The organism is Pseudomonas sp. MF6776 (genome assembly GCF_016613125.1).
GTDB classification, from domain to species: Bacteria; Pseudomonadota; Gammaproteobacteria; order Pseudomonadales; family Pseudomonadaceae; genus Aquipseudomonas; species Aquipseudomonas iridis.
Genome location: NZ_JAENSQ010000006.1, coordinates 61,736 through 77,305 on the forward strand (window position 1 = coordinate 61,736; position 15,570 = coordinate 77,305).

A 15,570-nucleotide genomic window follows, 5' to 3' on the forward strand; every position below is an offset into this window, starting at 1 on the left:
TCCGTCGAAAAGCCGCTCATCATGCTTCGTTTATTGTTCTGGATTGCCCTGATATTTGCCGCGATTTGGTTGTGGCGCAAGTTCAAGGCCCCTGCTTCGTCCGCCCAGTCTCCTCGCGAGCAAGATGCTGCGCCGATGGTGCGCTGCGCCCATTGCGGCGTGCATCTGCCCCGCGACCGCGCGCTGAGCCTTCAACAACAGTGGTATTGCAGCCAGACTCATCTCGAGCAAGGCCCAGGTTCCAGTGATCGCTGAGGCCTCCCACGCCGACAGCAAACAGGCTCAGCGTCTGCTGCGCCTTTATCATCTTTACCGTTTAAGTATCGGCATCACCTTGGTGCTGCTGATCTCCAGCAACATGGACAACCGCCTGCTGACGTCGGCCAACGACGACCTGCTGCGCAACGGCAGCTGGCTGTACCTGGTGCTGAACATTTTGCTGGTGGTGTTCCTGGAGAACACCCGACGCCCCGCGCAATTGTTCAGCCTGGCGCTGGTCGACGTTCTGATGCTGTGCGGCTTGTTCTACGCGGCTGGCGGCGTGGCCAGTGCGCTCGGCAACTTGCTGATCGTTTCTGTGGCGATCAGCAATACCTTGCTGCGCCGCCGCATCGGTCTGCTGATCGCCGCCATCGGCGCCATCGGCATTGTCGGTTTAAGCTTTCTGCTGAGTTTCAGCCATCCCCTGAGCGCCAACGAATACCTGCAGGCCGGCACCCTCGGCGCGTTGTGTTTTGCCGCGTCGTTGCTGGTGCAGGGGCTGGTCCGGCGGCTGGAGGTCAGCGAAACCCTGGCCGAGCAAACCGCCAGCAAAGTGGTCGGTCTGGAGGCTCTCAATGCGCTGATCCTGCAACGCATGCGCACCGGGATCCTGGTGCTCGACGAACAACGCCGGGTACAACTGGCCAATCACAGCGCGCAGACCCTGCTCGCGCAATCGCACCTTCAGGGCCATTTGATCGACGATTATTCGACCGCGCTGGTCGAACGCCTGCAACTGTGGCTGAACAACCCGACACTGCGCCCACAAAGTCTGAAAATCCCCGGCAACGGTCTGGAACTGCAGCCTAGCTTCATCGCCCTCGAACAAAGCCCCAATCAGCAAACCCTGGTGTTTCTCGAAGACCTCGCGCAGATCGCTCAACAAGCCCAGCAACTGAAACTTGCCGCGCTCGGGCGTTTGACGGCCGGCATTTCCCACGAGATTCGCAATCCGCTGGGCGCCATCAGTCATGCCGCGCAGTTGTTGGGGGAGTCCGAGGAACTCGATAGCGCGGATCGGCGTCTGACGCAGATTATTCAAGACCACTCCCAGCGCATGAACCGAGTTATCGAAAACGTCCTGCAACTGTCCCGCCGTCAACAGAGCGCTCCACAACGGCTGGACCTCAAGCCGTGGCTGGAAAACTTCGTCACTGAGAGCCGCATACAGGCTAACGAGCGGCAGAAGATTCATCTGCGCATCAACTCGGGCGACTTCGCCACCTTGATGGATCCCAACCAGCTCACACAAATTCTCGACAATCTTTTACGCAACGGCTGGCGTCACAGCGCCATGCTGCATGATCAGGCCGAGGTCTGGCTGGCCCTGTTCATCGAACCCGAGAGCCAACTGGCGGTGCTCGAGGTTCAGGACAACGGCCCCGGCGTACCGCTTGATCAGCAAGCGCATCTGTTCGAACCGTTCTTCACCACCAGCAGCCAAGGCACCGGACTTGGGCTTTATCTGTCCCGTGAGCTGTGCGAAAGCAACCAAGCGCGCCTAGACTTCAATCCACGCCAAGGCGGCGGCTGCTTTCGCATCACCTTTGCTCACGGACGGAAACAAAGTTGAACACGAGCCCACGGCAAAAAATCCTCATCGTCGACAACGAACCCGATATCCGCGAACTCCTGGAAATCACTCTGGGACGGATGAAACTCAACAGCTACAGCGCACGCAATCTGGGTGAGGCCCAGGCGCTGTTGCAGCGCGAGACCTTCGACCTGTGCCTGACCGACATGCGCCTGCCCGATGGCACGGGGCTGGAACTGGTGCAGCATATTCAGCAACGTTATCCACAACTGCCGGTGGCGATGATCACCGCGTACGGCAGCCTGGAAACGGCAATCAATGCGTTGAAGGCGGGAGCTTTCGACTTTCTGACCAAACCGGTAGATCTCACCCGACTGCGGGAATTGGTCGCGACAGCACTGCGCATGCCCGCCGCTGGCGACGCAAGCACCTCAATTGATCGACGCTTGCTGGGTGATTCGCCGCCGATGCGCAACCTGCGCAAACAAGTCGACAAGCTCGCTCGCAGCCAGGCTCCGGTGTACATCAGCGGCGAATCCGGCAGCGGCAAAGAGCTGGTCGCACGACTGATCCACGAACAAGGGCCTCGCGCCGGCAAGCCGTTCGTGCCGGTGAACTGCGGGGCAATACCCTCGGAACTGATGGAAAGCGAGTTTTTCGGCCATCGCAAAGGCAGTTTTACCGGCGCGGTCGAGGACAAACCGGGCCTGTTCCAAGCAGCACAGGGCGGGACATTGTTTCTCGATGAAGTGGCGGACTTGCCACTGTCGATGCAGGTGAAGCTGCTGCGGGCGATTCAGGAAAAAGCCGTACGCAGTGTCGGCGGTCAGCAGGAAACCGTGGTCGATGTGCGCATTCTCTGCGCGACGCACAAGGACCTCGACGCAGAAGTCGCCGCCGAACGCTTTCGTCAGGATCTTTATTACCGGCTAAACGTGATCGAATTGCGTGTGCCGCCCCTGCGCGAGCGACGGGATGACATTGAAGTGCTGGCGGCGCACATGCTTCAGCGCCTGGCCAAAGACACCGGCCAACCAGCGGCATGCCTGCATCTGCACGCTTTGGAGGCTCTGAAAAACTATCGGTTTCCGGGGAATGTGCGGGAACTGGAGAACGTGCTCGAACGGGCGCATACCTTGTGCGAGAACCGTACGATCGAGGCTGAAGATTTGCGCTTGAGCGAAGGCAACTGTGCAGCGGATGGCGCGATTGCCGATCTGACGCAGATCGACAATCTGGAGGATTATCTGGAGAACGTCGAACGGAAACTGATTTTGCAGGCGCTGGAGGAGACCCGCTGGAATCGGACTGCGGCGGCGCAGCGGTTGAGTCTTTCATTCAGGTCGATGCGTTACAGACTGAAAAAACTCGGTCTGGACTGATCCTTTACAAGATCGCAGCCTTCGGCAGCTCCTACAGGAAACGCAGTCCAATGTAGGAGCTGCCGAAGGCTGCGATCTTTTGACCCTGGCTTTAAATCCGCCCGGCCGGTGCATACGCCGCCGGATCGATAATCGGCGCTCGCCCCAGCATCACATCGGCAAACAACTGACACGACGCCGGCGCCAACACCAAACCGTTGCGGTAATGCCCGCAATTGAGCCACAAACCCTCAAACCCTGGCACTCGGCCAATGTAGGGAATCCCCTCCGGCGACCCCGGACGCAACCCTGCCCAATGCCCCACCACTTCGGCATCCGCCAGTGCCGGCAACAGCTCAACCGCCGAAGCCTTGAGGCTTTGCAGCGCCACATCGGTCGGGGTCTTATCGAAGCCTTCATGTTCCAGCGTGCTGCCAATCAGTATGTGCCCGTCACGACGCGGAATCGCATAGCGCCCCTTGGCCAGCACCATGCTCGGCAGAAAGTCAGCCGCACACTTGTAGAGAATCATCTGGCCTTTGACTGGCTCGACGGGCAGCGTCAGATCCAGCGTCTTAAGCAGATCACCGCTCCACGCGCCAGCCGTCAGCACGACCTGATCCCCAGTGATCACGCCAGTGGAAGTCTGCACGCCAACAACCCGCTCGCCCTCTCGAACAAAACCGCTGACTTCGCACTGCTCGTGAATAGTCACGTTCGGCAGCGCCAGCAAGGCTGCTTTGAGGGATTTCACCAGGCGTGGATTTCTTACGTTGGCCACATCGGCCATGTAGATAGCCCGCGAGAATCCAGCACCGAGCACCGGCACTGCATCATGCGCAGCCGAGATATCCACAGCCCGCAACGGACGGTTTTCCCGCTCAGCCCACGCCAGCGCGTCGGCTTCGTCGTCCAGATCCAGCCAGTACAAACCCGTGGTGTGGACTTCAGGATCAACGCCGGTGTCGGCAAACAAACGCTCGCCGAGCTGTGGATAAAAATCCTGAGACCAATGCGCCAGGGCGGTGACCGCCGGGCTATAGCGCCACGGATACAGCGGAGAAACGATACCGCCGCCCGCCCAGGACGATTCCCGGCCGACATTCGAGCGGTCCAGCAGCACCACGCTGCGCACTTCGGAGGCGAGATTGTAGGCGGTCAGCAGGCCAATCACCCCGCCACCGACAATCACCACTTGCTGTTGCCTGGTCATGTTTGATCCAACCGTAAAAAAGACAGTGGGCGCAAAAGGCGCCCGAAGATAAGCGCCTCAGCGGCCCCAGCAATCCTTGGTGGTCAGCCCGGTGGTCGCGTTGTTCATGCTTCTGACACCGGTATTGGTCAGGGTAAAATCCCCGCACTTGTCGGTGGCCATGGCCGTGCCCGTCTTACGGGCGGCCGTCAGCAGGAAGGTCTGATCTGTGATCGTCGGCGTAAGGGTGTAGAAATCATTGCCCGCGCTCAAACCGGTGATACCGGTATAGACATTGTTCTTGGTGTAGAAACGTTCGAGGCTCTGTGCCTGCTCCGAGAGCAGCGACACCACTTCGGCGCGGCGGCCTTTCTTCACGTATTCGTTGTAACTTGGAATGCTGATGGTGAGCACAATCCCGATGATCGCAATCACGATCATGATTTCGATCAGGGTGAAACCTCGGTTGGATCTGCGCATGCCTCAAACTCTCACTTACTGTATTTGTCGCCACATGATACGACGACTGCCGCCGCCGCCCTTTTCAACAATGATGGTGATGGTGCCGCTGGTGTCGGTCATGCCTTTGCGTTTGCCGTCACTGGAGATGAAGTTCAGCGTCGGAATGCCGCCAGTGAATATCACGCCACTGGAGATCGTGTCATTGCTGTCGACCAGGTTGTCGGAATTGGTGTCGAGCACGGCATAGTTGAGCATCTTACCGCTGAACGCATCGAGTTCGACCAGTTTGCCGGTACCGAAACTCGCACAGGGATCGGTGGTGTCGACGCTGGCCGTGGTGAAGACGATACGGCCCAGCACGATACTCGCTTGATTGATGACTCGCTCGCCGGTCAGCACGTTGTTATACACCAGCGGCAAGTACCAGCCCTTCTCCCCCGGATACGTCGTGTCGTTCTGCGTGGTGGTCAGGAATTGACCGGAACTGCCAGAGAACGAGCCGGTAATCGCCTGCGGCTGCAAGTTGCTGACAGTGAGCTGCCCGGACCCGCCATCGGCATCCCACACTGAATAGAACGCCTGCAAATCCTTGTTGGTCTTGTCGGCGGTTTCGTTGAATTTACCGGTACCGACGAAGATCTGCTTACCGCCCGATGCGTTGTCCGCCAGCAAAGGCTGCGCCGTGATCGGCTGCGTCGCCCCGCCCGCCGTGGTGAACAGCGGCTTGCCGGAAAACGCCACGCCCCAGCTGTCGGGCGCAGTGGCGCTGAGGTCGAATTTCCACAACCGCCCTTTCAAGTCACCGCCATAGGCAGCCTGCACCACATTTTGCGAGTTGACCTTGAGCTTCACCGAGGACAAACCGTTACTGGTATCCGTACTGTCGACAACGATCTTTTTGATCAGCGAACCGTCGCGTACATCCAGCACATACAGCGCTGCCAGCCCCGAATTGCTGCCATAACCATTGGAGATAAACGCCGCCCAGCGACCATCGGCCAAGCGTGCCACTTCCGGTCGCGCATAGGCATAACCCAAATCATTAAAAGCGTTGCCGGTGTTGGCGATGGTCGGTGCGCTGACTTCCCACAACGCACGCATGACGTTGCCTGCGGAAGCATCGAACAGTTGCAGCGCGTAAAAGGTTTTGCCACCCGCTCCGGTGCCGCCAATGGCCAGGGTTTTCCAGGCGTTGTTGAGTGGCGCGTCATACACGCCGACCTGGCCGTCGACCAGAAACTTGTGGCTGACGCCATTGATGTAGTTCGGGTCGGCGATCAAGCGCAACGACGGCAACACACTGGATGGCATGTATGCGTAACGCCGGGTGCCATTGGCCGAATTGATGACGTTGACGAAACCATCGTTGGCATTCACCACCAGGCTGGCGCTCATGTTCGCCGCTTTGGTCGTCAGGTAAGTGCTGTAAGTGGTGTCGCCCGACAGGTCGGAGGCGGTTTTGTCCGCAGGCGAGGCCAGCACCAATGGCGAGTTGATGATGTCGCCGAGCAATACGCTGCGCACCTTGAGCCCGCTCTTGTTGGTGCCCTTGCTCCACTCCACCAGATCAATGCCGGTGATACCGGTGGGCAGGCCCTGGCTGAGTGTCGTCTGCTGCCCGGCGGAAAAATTACCGTAGGCCAGCGTGACGGCGGCGTTACTGGAGGTGTTCCATGATTGGTAAGTCGGCGCCGTGGCCCCGGGGACAATTGTTGTGTCGGTGTTCCAGAGTGCCGTTGAGGTATTAACGGTTCCGGCCGATGTGAAGCCGAATGCCTTGATCGTGCCGCGCCAGTCCTTGGGGTCATAGGTGGTTTGATAGAAACTGCTGTTACTGCTGAGGGTGGCTCCGCTAACGGCACCAGCACCGCCCGAACCGGCCTTGGAGGTGATGTCGCTCAGCGCCGACGACAACGCAGCATTGAGGCCAGCGCTGTCGGTTGCCTGATAGTACCGGCCCTGCCCGTAACTCGCTGCGTCCGAGAGCATGTCGTTGTCAGCGGCGAAGCCCACGGTGTAGGTGTTCATGTTCTGCCTGGGGAAATCCACTGCGTTCCAGCTCTTGCCTGCCGCGTCGGTGCCGGTGGAGCGCATGTCGATGTCGTAGGCAAATTTGGCGATGTCATCCAGATACAACGTGTCGCCCTCACCGTCGCCGTTAAGGTTGTCGCCGTCATTGTTGACGCCATCCCAGTTCGGCAAACGGTTTGTACCCAGCGGATCATTGGTCGGGAAGGTACGGTCGAAAGTCGGCAAGCCGTCAGTAATCACCACGCCGTAATTTTTCTGGCAGCGGTACTGGATCGGGCTGGTGTAGGTAGTCGGCGTACTGTTATAGAACGGCGCCATGCCGCGCATGTAGCGAGTGACTTCGTAATAGGTTTCCGCCAACGGCGTGTTGGCCACGGCGCTCAAGTTATTGATCGAGGAGATCAACACGTTGTAATTGGAGTCAGCCTGGGCTTGGGTCACGCTGCCGGCGACCGGAGACAGATCAGCAATGGAACGGGCAATGTAACCTCCATTGCCAGAGTTGCTGCTGGTCGCCGGGTTGAACGTCGACAGGCCCATGCGCAAAGTGCGGTTACTGCTGACCAGTGCCGTGGATACGTTGCGTGCGACGTTGATTCGGTAATCGTTGGGGATCGCCCCGGTGGTGAAGTCGCGGGTGCCATTGTTGATGGCAAGACCGACCACGTACGAAATGTAATCCGCTGAGTAGCGGGTATTACCGCCACCCACCGGGTCTGGCAGTTTCAGGCAAAGCGGCGCAAGGCTGTTGTTGTAAAACGCATAGGCACCGCCAGAGCAACCTGAGGTCGGCAGACTCGACAAGAACACTGTATCGCCCGTAATCGCTGGCGCATTCAGGCCTGAGCACAACCCCAGAAACGCATTGCACTCCCGGGCGGGCGTGCGGTTGAGCGTCGGATCGAATCCCGCCGCATAGATGATGCTGTTCATGCTCCCCGAATCGTCGATCAGCAACATAACGTTCGGTGGCACCGCCGCCGCACTCAGCAATGGCGAGTCAGACGGCGTGAACGCATAAGCCGGCGCGGCCAAATAGAAAGTCAGCAGCATGCCGATCAGCAGAGATACGCAGCGTTCAAAACTTCGCATAGATGCTCTCCACAACGCTACGCGAAGTACCGGCGATGCCGACAGCGGTCACCCGATAAAGCGTCGCCGAGGTGTTGCTCGGCACATTCACGGCGGTCAGCGTCGTACCGATGTTCTGCACGCCATAGAAGCCGTTACCTGCGGCAATCCAGAGCACCCCCGAGGTTGAATTGAGCCCCGCCGTACTCACCACCGACGACTCGGCTGGCGGCGCACATTGCGTGGTGCCGCTGCACACTGCCAACGCGAAACTGTCCAGTTGCACCGCGCTCTCGCCCACACGCAACGCTGCTTCGGCGGTCTGAAATGATTGATTGCGCAGGCCTACGCTCCCAGCCATTTTTTCCTGCAGGTTGGCACTCTGCATCGATGACAGGCCGATCATCGTCATCAGCAACAGAAACACCAGACTGACCAGCAGCACCATGCCCCTCTGCGCCTGACGCTGATGGAGAAAAATCCTCATCGCCCTGACCCTCACTGCAAGCGGTTGCGCAAAGCGGCAACCACGTTGAAGGTTTGATTGCGCACCCGGTTGTTGGGGTCGGCGAGGGTCAGGCTCAGGCGCACGCTGCGAATAAGTGCCGGATCGCCCGGATTGGTGCTGTAGGTCGAGGCTGCGACATCCGTCGCAGAACTCGCCACACCAAATGTCACGTTGAAAGCACTGACGTTATTCACCAGCACCTGTTGCGCCGGATTGCCGCTGCCAGTACCCATCAATATCTGGTTATTGCTGAAGCTGTAGATCAAACGTCTGACAGGAAAAGATATTTGCCCGGTCGCCGGGCTTCGCAACCCGGTATAGGCCGTCGCGCTGTTGCGGCAATCGGATAGCACCGTCCAGGTGGGTGTGCCGCCGCCACCGCCAATATCCGCCGTGACCAGCGTCAACTTGAGATTGGCGTTATCCCAATTGATCGGCGTGATCTGCGCCGCATTGAAGTCCCCGGCATTGCTTGAATCGGTGATGGTGCCAAGGCAGCCGAACATTCCGACCATGCGGATTTCCTGGATCATCTTGCTCAACACGAAGCGCGCGTCTTCCTGCATGGCAGCAGCGCTGTTCTGGCTGATATAGGTGTTTTTTGCGGCGATGAAAATCTGCACCACGCCCAACACCACGATCAGCCCCAGCGCCAAAGCGACCAGTAATTCGATAAGACCGAAACCGCGATTTTGGCGCTTCATGGCATGACCACCGGATCAACGGCGGCGCGACTGCTCAGGACGAAACTGCGTTGAGCGTTGGCCGTGTTGGCGGCCCGGGCGTCACTCCAGGTGATGGTGATGGTGTAAACCCGCTGGTTGAGGGTGATGCTGCCCGTCGCGGTCGGCCCGCCGAAGTTGACGATACTGGTGGTGAAATCGAAGAGATCCTGATCCCGGGCGTTGCCAGGGTTGGCCGAGGTCGGTGGCGTAACGGTGTAATTCGCACCGGAGTTGGCACGGATGCGGTCCATCATGTCGTAGGCGATGAAACTGGCCTGACTGGTCATGCGTGAACTGTCGGTGTATTTCAGTGCATTGATTTGCACCGCCGCCGCCCCTAGCAGCCCGACCGTCAGAATCAGCAACGCGACCAACACTTCGATCAGCGTCATGCCCTGCTGTACGCCTTTGCTCCCTGCCCTCATCCGCAACTTCCACCCAATTGAATTCGTCCGTTCAAACACACGTTAAGCGTCCTGCTCTGCGTTCCCAGCGTGTAACTGATGACCACTGCCGTTGAGGGTGCGGCCAGACCGCCGAGGTTGTTGAAATCCAGCGCGGTCACTCCTGAGGTTAGCGTCAGAGTTGCGCCGCTGCTCATCGCCGGAACAACCCGCAACACATTGGCCGCAGTGCCAGTACTGTCGTAGACAGCCAACTCACCGGTCCAGACGCTGCCCCCGGCGGTCGGACGCAGACGCAACGTCGCGCCGCGGTCAATCGCTTCGAGCCTGGCGAAATTGATCGCCCGCTGCAGATCGCCCATTTCGGTATCGGCCTTGCTGCTTTGTATCGATCGGGTGAAAGCGGGCACCGCCAGTGTGATCAGGACCAAAAAAATCGCGATGGCGACCAGCAACTCGATCAGCGTGAAACCTTTTGTACGATGATCCATCGATGCCCTCCGTTGCCGTCGGCTATACCTGCTTCTACACGCTAGAACATTCAATCGATACATGTCGGTTGATTTACTCGCAGCGGCGCAGGGAACGCGTCGCTGATCACACTCCAGGGAGGGCGTTTTCATGTCGCAACAAGGCTACAGCCTGATCGAACTGCTTATGGGACTGGCGATTGGCGCAATTGTTCTGCTGCTGGTCAGTCCGGCGTTTGCCACGCTCACCGAATCGAACCAGCGCGACCAGGCAGCGCAGTCATTGATCGAGGGTATTCGTAACGCCCGCACAACAGCCATCACGCGCAATCAGACCACGGTGATTCATGGCATCAACGGCGATTGGAGTCAGGGTTGGCGGATCATTCTGGATATCAGCGGCAAGGGCGCGGAGGACAGCAACAACCCGCTGCTGATGGAGCATGCGAGCGATGCGAAGGTGCCGATTGTCGGCAATTGGCTGGTGAATCGTTATGTGCGGTTCAGCAATCTGGGGCAACCGCTGATGCCCGGGCGCAAATTTCAGGCCGGGACGTTACATATCTGCTCGACTCGCGAGGCGGTCAGCCAGCGCCAGATAGTGCTGGCAGCGACCGGTCGCGTGCGCCTGAGCAGCAAAAAGACTGAACAGGCGCTGTGTCAAAAAGCCAAAAGCGTCAGATCGAGCGGACGCGCAGCTCTTTAGGCATGGAGAAGGTGATGTTCTCTTCGCGCCCGGCCAGCTCATCGGCGCCGGTAGCGCCCCAGGCGTGCAACTGCTGAATCACGCCGCGCACCAGCACTTCCGGCGCCGAAGCACCGGCGGTGATGCCGATACGCTCGACGCCATCGAACCAGCTCTTTTGCAGGTCTTCGGCGCCGTCGATCAGGTAGGCCGGGGTGGCCATGCGTTCAGCCAGTTCACGCAAGCGGTTGGAGTTGGAGCTGTTCGGGCTGCCGACTACCAGCACCACGTCACACTCGTCAGCCAGTTGTTTGACGGCGTCCTGACGGTTTTGTGTGGCGTAGCAGATGTCGTCCTTGCGCGGCCCACCGATGGCCGGGAAGCGCGTACGCAGCGCATCGATGACACGACTGGTGTCGTCCATCGACAAGGTTGTCTGGGTGACGAAGGCCAGTTTCTCCGGGTTGTGCACTTGCAATTCGGCGACGTCTTTTTCGTCTTCGACGAGGTAGATCGCGCCGCCATTGCTGCCGTCGTACTGACCCATGGTGCCTTCGACTTCCGGGTGACCGGCGTGGCCGATCAGGATGCATTCACGACCGTCGCGACTGTATTTCGCGACTTCGATGTGCACCTTGGTGACCAGCGGGCAGGTAGCGTCGAACACTTTCAGGCCACGACCAGCGGCTTCGGTACGCACGGCCTGCGATACGCCGTGAGCACTGAAGATCACGATGACGTCGTCCGGCACCTGATCCAGTTCTTCAACGAAGATCGCACCACGGCTGCGCAGGTCTTCGACGACGAACTTGTTGTGCACCACTTCATGACGCACGTAGATCGGTGGCCCGAAGACTTCCAGGGCGCGGTTGACGATTTCGATCGCCCGGTCCACACCGGCGCAGAAGCCACGGGGATTGGCGAGTTTGATTTGCATGCTATGCCTCGTGTCTTGCGCGCGAAAACAATGAATTACCAACTGGGTGGGAGCGAGCCTGCTCGCGAAAGCTGACTGACATTCAACATCGATGTCGCCTGACACACCGCTTTCGCGAGCAGGCTCGCTCCCACATTTTTACAGCGCTTTGACGAAAATGATTTCCACGTCAAAGGTCAACGTCTTGCCCGCCAGCGGGTGGTTGAAGTCGATGGTCACTTGCGCGTCATCGAACTCTTTCACCACGCCCGGCAGCTCAGTATTGGCCGCATCGTTGAAGATCACCAGCAAACCGGGAGACAGTTCCATGTCGGCAAACTGCGAGCGCGGGATGATCTGCACGTTCTGCGGGTTCGGTTGACCGAAAGCGTTTTCCGGCTCGACGGTCAGGGTGCGCTTGTCACCCGCCTTGAAGCCGAACAGCGCCGCTTCAAAACCCGGCAGCAAGTTGCCGTCGCCGACCTTGAAGGTCGCCGGAGCCTTGTCGAACGTGCTGTCAACGGTGTCGCCGTTCTCCAGGCGCAATGCAAAGTGCAAAGTGACTTCCGTGTTCTGGCCAATGCGTTGCTCAGCCAATACTTGTTCAGTCATGAGCGGCCTCTTCGGTTTTCTTGGATTTGAACATATCCAGTGCCAGCATCACCGCGCCAACGCTGATAGCGCTGTCGGCGATATTGAACGCCGGGAAGTACCAGCGGTTCTGCCAGTGCACCAGAATGAAATCGATTACATGGCCCAGGGCCACGCGGTCATACAGATTGCCCAACGCACCACCCAGCACCAGCGCCAAGGCGATGGCCAGCCAGGTTTCGTTGCGACCCAGACGCTTGAGCCAGACCACCAGCACCGCACTGACCACAATCGCGATCAGGGCGAACAGCCAGCGCTGCCAGCCGGAGCTGTCAGCCAAAAAGCTGAAGGCAGCGCCGGTGTTGTACGCCAGGGTCCAACTGAAGTAATCGGGGATGATCACGATCTGCTGGAACATTTCGAGCTTGTTTTCAAAGTAGAACTTGCTGGCCTGGTCGATGACCAGCACCAGCAAGCTCAACCAGAGCCAGCCCAACCGTCCGAAACGGCCAATGGCATTAGGCATAGTGACGAACCTCGCCAGCGCCGCTGATGTTGTCGACGCAACGACCGCAGATTTCCGGATGCTCCGGGTTCACGCCGACGTCTTCGCGGCAGTGCCAGCAGCGAGCGCACTTGGCGAATGCCGATTTGACGATCTTCAGCTTCAGGCCGCTGACTTCGGTAGCCACCGCGTCGGCCGGAGCCTGTACGAATGGTGCAACGCTGGCGGTCGAAGTGATCAATACAAAGCGCAGTTCGTTGCTCAGCTTGGCCAGGTCGGCAGTCAGAGCCTCTTCGGCAAACAGCGTCACTTCGGCTTGCAGGTTGCCACCGACAGCTTTCGCTGCACGCTGGATTTCCATCTCTTTGTTGACCGCGACTTTCACTTCCATGATGCGATCCCAGTACTCACGGCCCAGCTCGAAGCCTTCCGGCAGTTCGGTCAGACCTTCGTACCAGGTGTTGAGCATGACGGATTCGTTACGCTCGCCCGGCAGGTATTGCCACAGTTCGTCGGCAGTGAAAGCGAGGATCGGCGCGATCCAGCGCACCAGCGCTTCAGAGATATGGAACAGCGCAGTCTGGCACGAGCGACGTGCCTTGCTGTCGGCGCCGGTGGTGTACTGGCGATCCTTGATGATATCGAGGTAGAAACCACCCAGCTCCTGCACGCAGAAGTTGTGGATCTTGGAGTAGACGTTCCAGAAACGGTATTCACCATAGTTCTCTTGCAGCTCGCGTTGCAGCAGCAAGGTGCGATCCACCGCCCAACGATCCAGCGCGAGCATTTCTTCAGCCGGCAGGATGTCGGTGGCCGGGTTGAAACCGGTCAGGTTGGAAAGCAGGAAGCGCGCGGTGTTACGGATCCGGCGGTAGGCATCGGCACTGCGAGCCAGGATCTGCTCGGACACGGCGATTTCGCCGGAGTAGTCGGTCGAAGCCACCCACAGACGCATGATGTCGGCGCCCAGGGTGTCGTTGACTTTCTGCGGTGCGATCACGTTGCCCAGAGATTTGGACATCTTGCGGCCCGCTTCGTCGACAGTGAAGCCGTGGGTCAGCAGTTCGCGGTACGGCGCGTGGTTGTCGATGGCGCAACCGGTCAGCAAGGAGGAGTGGAACCAGCCACGGTGTTGGTCGGAACCTTCCAGGTACAGGTCGGCACGCGGGCCGGTCTCGTGGCCCATAGGGTGCGAACCGCGCAGGACGTGCCAGTGCGTGGTACCCGAATCGAACCAGACGTCGAGGGTGTCGCTGATCTTGTCGTACTGCGGCGCTTCATCACCCAGCAGTTCGGCGGCGTCCATCTTGAACCAGGCTTCGATGCCTTCGACTTCAACGCGCTTGGCCACTTCTTCCATCAGTTCGACGGTGCGTGGGTGCAGCTCGCCGCTTTCCTTGTTGAGGAAGAACGGGATCGGCACGCCCCAGTTGCGCTGACGCGAGATGCACCAGTCGGGACGGTTGGCGATCATCGAATGCAGGCGCGCCTGGCCCCAGGCCGGAACGAACCTGGTTTCTTCGATGGCTTTGAGCGAGCGAATACGCAGGGTGTCGCCGCTGACCGGCTCTTTGTCCATGCCGATGAACCACTGCGCAGTAGCGCGGTAGATCAGCGGAGTCTTGTGACGCCAGCAGTGCATGTAGCTGTGTTCGATAACGGTGGTGTGCATCAGCGCACCGACTTCGCTCAGTTTTTCGACGATGGCCGGGTTGGCCTTCCAGATGAACTGGCCGCCGAAGTATTCCAGCGTCGGCACGTAAACGCCGTTGCTCTGAACCGGGTTGAGGATGTCATCGTTGACCATGCCGTACTTCTTGCAGGTCACGAAGTCGTCTACGCCATAAGCCGGGGCGGAGTGAACCACACCGGTGCCAGCGCCCAGTTCGACGTAGTCGGCCAGATATACCGGCGACAGACGGTCATAGAACGGGTGACGGAAGTTGATCAGCTCCAGTTCTTTACCGGTGGTGGTCGCAACCACCGAACCTTCCAGGCTGTAACGAGCCAGACAGGCTTCGACCAACTCTTCAGCCAGCACCAGCAACTTGTCGCCGACATCAACCAGCGCGTAGTTGAATTCCGGGTGAACGTTCAGCGCCTGGTTGGCCGGGATGGTCCACGGGGTGGTGGTCCAGATCACGATCGAGGCAGGCTTGGCCAGCGACGGCAAGCCGAACGCGGCAGCCAGTTTGGCTTCGTCAGCGATCGGGAAGGCCACGTCGATGGTCGACGACTTCTTGTTTTCGTACTCGACTTCCGCCTCGGCCAAAGCCGAACCACAGTCGAAGCACCAGTTCACAGGCTTGAGGCCCTTGAACACGAAACCGCCCTTGACGATTTCGGCGAGAGCGCGGATTTCACCGGCCTCGTTCTGGAAATTCATGGTCTTGTACGGGTTGGCGAAGTCGCCCAGCACGCCGAGGCGGATGAATTCGGACTTCTGCCCTTCGATCTGCTCGGTGGCGTAGGCACGGCACAATTCGCGGGTCTTGTCCGCGCCCAGGTTCTTGCCGTGGGTCACTTCAACCTTGTGCTCGATCGGCAGGCCGTGGCAGTCCCAGCCAGGCACGTACGGCGCATCGAAACCCGACAGGGTTTTCGAGCGGATGATCATGTCCTTGAGAATCTTGTTCAGAGCGTGACCGATGTGGATCGTGCCGTTGGCGTACGGAGGGCCGTCGTGCAGGACGAACTTCGGACGATCCTTGCCAATCTCGCGCAACTTTCCGTACAGGCCAATACTGTCCCAGCGCTGCAGAATCTGCGGTTCGCGCTGTGGCAGGCCGGCCTTCATTGGGAAGGCGGTGTCCGGAAGGTTTAACGTGGCTTTATAGTCGGTCATTTAAGGCTC

Annotated in this window: 15 protein-coding genes; 4 read left to right on the forward strand and 11 right to left on the reverse strand. The window is 59.2% G+C overall.

Annotation, left to right across the window (positions count from 1 at the left end):
* The first annotated feature begins 21 nt into the window (after positions 1-21).
* Genes JJD74_RS08810 through JJD74_RS08820 form a run of 3 tightly spaced genes read left to right on the forward strand, consistent with a single transcriptional unit; the run spans position 22 to position 3,177 of the window.
* Positions 22-255, forward strand: coding sequence for a PP0621 family protein (locus tag JJD74_RS08810; RefSeq protein WP_200613047.1), 234 nt, complete (start codon positions 22-24; stop codon positions 253-255).
* Entirely contained in the window at positions 245-1,834 is a 1,590-nt protein-coding gene (locus JJD74_RS08815) for a sensor histidine kinase (protein ID WP_200613050.1), read from the forward strand. The genes JJD74_RS08810 and JJD74_RS08815 overlap by 11 nt, the downstream gene beginning before the upstream one ends.
* On the forward strand, positions 1,831-3,177 hold the full coding sequence (locus tag JJD74_RS08820) for a sigma-54-dependent transcriptional regulator (RefSeq protein ID WP_200613054.1): 1,347 nt from the start codon (positions 1,831-1,833) through the stop codon (positions 3,175-3,177). The genes JJD74_RS08815 and JJD74_RS08820 overlap by 4 nt, the downstream gene beginning before the upstream one ends.
* Positions 3,178-3,268: 91 nt before the next feature.
* On the opposite strand, the gene thiO is transcribed toward JJD74_RS08820, so the two are convergent.
* From thiO to JJD74_RS08855, 7 genes are read right to left on the reverse strand one after another with little or no spacing between them, the layout of a single operon-like run.
* Positions 3,269-4,369, reverse strand: a complete 1,101-nt coding sequence (thiO, locus tag JJD74_RS08825; RefSeq protein WP_047303294.1) for a glycine oxidase ThiO — start codon at positions 4,367-4,369, stop codon at positions 3,269-3,271.
* 57 nt (positions 4,370-4,426) lie between these two features.
* Positions 4,427-4,828 (reverse strand): type IV pilin protein, encoded by a 402-nt coding sequence (locus tag JJD74_RS08830; protein WP_047303296.1) that lies wholly within the window; start codon positions 4,826-4,828, stop codon positions 4,427-4,429.
* A 15-nt stretch (positions 4,829-4,843) separates the two neighbouring features.
* Positions 4,844-7,933, reverse strand: coding sequence for a pilus assembly protein (locus tag JJD74_RS08835; RefSeq protein WP_200613058.1), 3,090 nt, complete (start codon positions 7,931-7,933; stop codon positions 4,844-4,846).
* Entirely contained in the window at positions 7,920-8,399 is a 480-nt protein-coding gene (locus JJD74_RS08840) for a pilus assembly PilX family protein (protein WP_200613065.1), read from the reverse strand. The genes JJD74_RS08835 and JJD74_RS08840 overlap by 14 nt, the downstream gene beginning before the upstream one ends.
* An 11-nt stretch (positions 8,400-8,410) precedes the next feature.
* A complete protein-coding gene (locus tag JJD74_RS08845) occupies positions 8,411-9,124 on the reverse strand; it encodes a PilW family protein (protein WP_200613069.1) in 714 nt (237 codons plus the stop codon).
* A complete protein-coding gene (gene pilV, locus JJD74_RS08850) occupies positions 9,121-9,570 on the reverse strand; it encodes a type IV pilus modification protein PilV (RefSeq protein WP_200613089.1) in 450 nt (149 codons plus the stop codon). Before pilV ends, JJD74_RS08845 begins: the two co-directional genes overlap by 4 nt.
* Entirely contained in the window at positions 9,567-10,040 is a 474-nt protein-coding gene (locus tag JJD74_RS08855; protein WP_200613093.1) for a GspH/FimT family pseudopilin, read from the reverse strand. Before JJD74_RS08855 ends, pilV begins: the two co-directional genes overlap by 4 nt.
* Before the next feature lie 130 nt (positions 10,041-10,170).
* Between JJD74_RS08855 and JJD74_RS08860 the strand changes: the two genes are divergently transcribed.
* A complete protein-coding gene (locus tag JJD74_RS08860) occupies positions 10,171-10,725 on the forward strand; it encodes a GspH/FimT family pseudopilin (protein ID WP_047303304.1) in 555 nt (184 codons plus the stop codon).
* Here JJD74_RS08860 and ispH read toward each other — a convergent pair.
* The 4 genes from ispH to ileS all read right to left on the reverse strand — a co-directional run bounded on the left by ispH (position 10,697) and on the right by ileS (position 15,561).
* Entirely contained in the window at positions 10,697-11,641 is a 945-nt protein-coding gene (ispH, locus tag JJD74_RS08865) for a 4-hydroxy-3-methylbut-2-enyl diphosphate reductase (protein WP_042561141.1), read from the reverse strand. The two genes, JJD74_RS08860 and ispH, sit on opposite strands and share 29 nt — an antisense overlap.
* 138 nt (positions 11,642-11,779) lie before the next feature.
* Complete coding sequence (gene fkpB / locus JJD74_RS08870) at positions 11,780-12,217, reverse strand: FKBP-type peptidyl-prolyl cis-trans isomerase (RefSeq protein WP_200613377.1); 438 nt, start codon at positions 12,215-12,217, stop codon at positions 11,780-11,782.
* A gap of 7 nt (positions 12,218-12,224) precedes the next feature.
* Positions 12,225-12,737 (reverse strand): signal peptidase II, encoded by a 513-nt coding sequence (gene lspA / locus JJD74_RS08875; protein ID WP_042561143.1) that lies wholly within the window; start codon positions 12,735-12,737, stop codon positions 12,225-12,227.
* The gene (gene ileS, locus JJD74_RS08880) at positions 12,730-15,561 is read right to left on the reverse strand and encodes an isoleucine--tRNA ligase (RefSeq protein WP_200613096.1); all 2,832 of its coding nucleotides are present in this window, start codon (positions 15,559-15,561) and stop codon (positions 12,730-12,732) included. The genes lspA and ileS overlap by 8 nt, the downstream gene beginning before the upstream one ends.
* Between the last annotated feature and the right edge of the window lie 9 nt (positions 15,562-15,570).

Bases quoted from the DNA above. Each gene is read 5' to 3' on its own strand.
- JJD74_RS08810 (WP_200613047.1), top strand. From the start codon at position 22: ATGCTTCGTTTATTGTTCTGGATTGCCCTGATATTTGCCGCGATTTGG.
- thiO (WP_047303294.1), bottom strand. From the start codon at position 4,369: ATGACCAGGCAACAGCAAGTGGTGATTGTCGGTGGCGGGGTGATTGGC.
- JJD74_RS08830 (WP_047303296.1), bottom strand. From the start codon at position 4,828: ATGCGCAGATCCAACCGAGGTTTCACCCTGATCGAAATCATGATCGTG.
- JJD74_RS08835 (WP_200613058.1), bottom strand. From the start codon at position 7,933: ATGCGAAGTTTTGAACGCTGCGTATCTCTGCTGATCGGCATGCTGCTG.
- JJD74_RS08840 (WP_200613065.1), bottom strand. From the start codon at position 8,399: ATGAGGATTTTTCTCCATCAGCGTCAGGCGCAGAGGGGCATGGTGCTG.
- JJD74_RS08845 (WP_200613069.1), bottom strand. From the start codon at position 9,124: ATGAAGCGCCAAAATCGCGGTTTCGGTCTTATCGAATTACTGGTCGCT.
- pilV (WP_200613089.1), bottom strand. From the start codon at position 9,570: ATGAGGGCAGGGAGCAAAGGCGTACAGCAGGGCATGACGCTGATCGAA.
- JJD74_RS08855 (WP_200613093.1), bottom strand. From the start codon at position 10,040: ATGGATCATCGTACAAAAGGTTTCACGCTGATCGAGTTGCTGGTCGCC.
- JJD74_RS08860 (WP_047303304.1), top strand. From the start codon at position 10,171: ATGTCGCAACAAGGCTACAGCCTGATCGAACTGCTTATGGGACTGGCG.
- ispH (WP_042561141.1), bottom strand. From the start codon at position 11,641: ATGCAAATCAAACTCGCCAATCCCCGTGGCTTCTGCGCCGGTGTGGAC.
- lspA (WP_042561143.1), bottom strand. From the start codon at position 12,737: ATGCCTAATGCCATTGGCCGTTTCGGACGGTTGGGCTGGCTCTGGTTG.
- ileS (WP_200613096.1), bottom strand. From the start codon at position 15,561: ATGACCGACTATAAAGCCACGTTAAACCTTCCGGACACCGCCTTCCCA.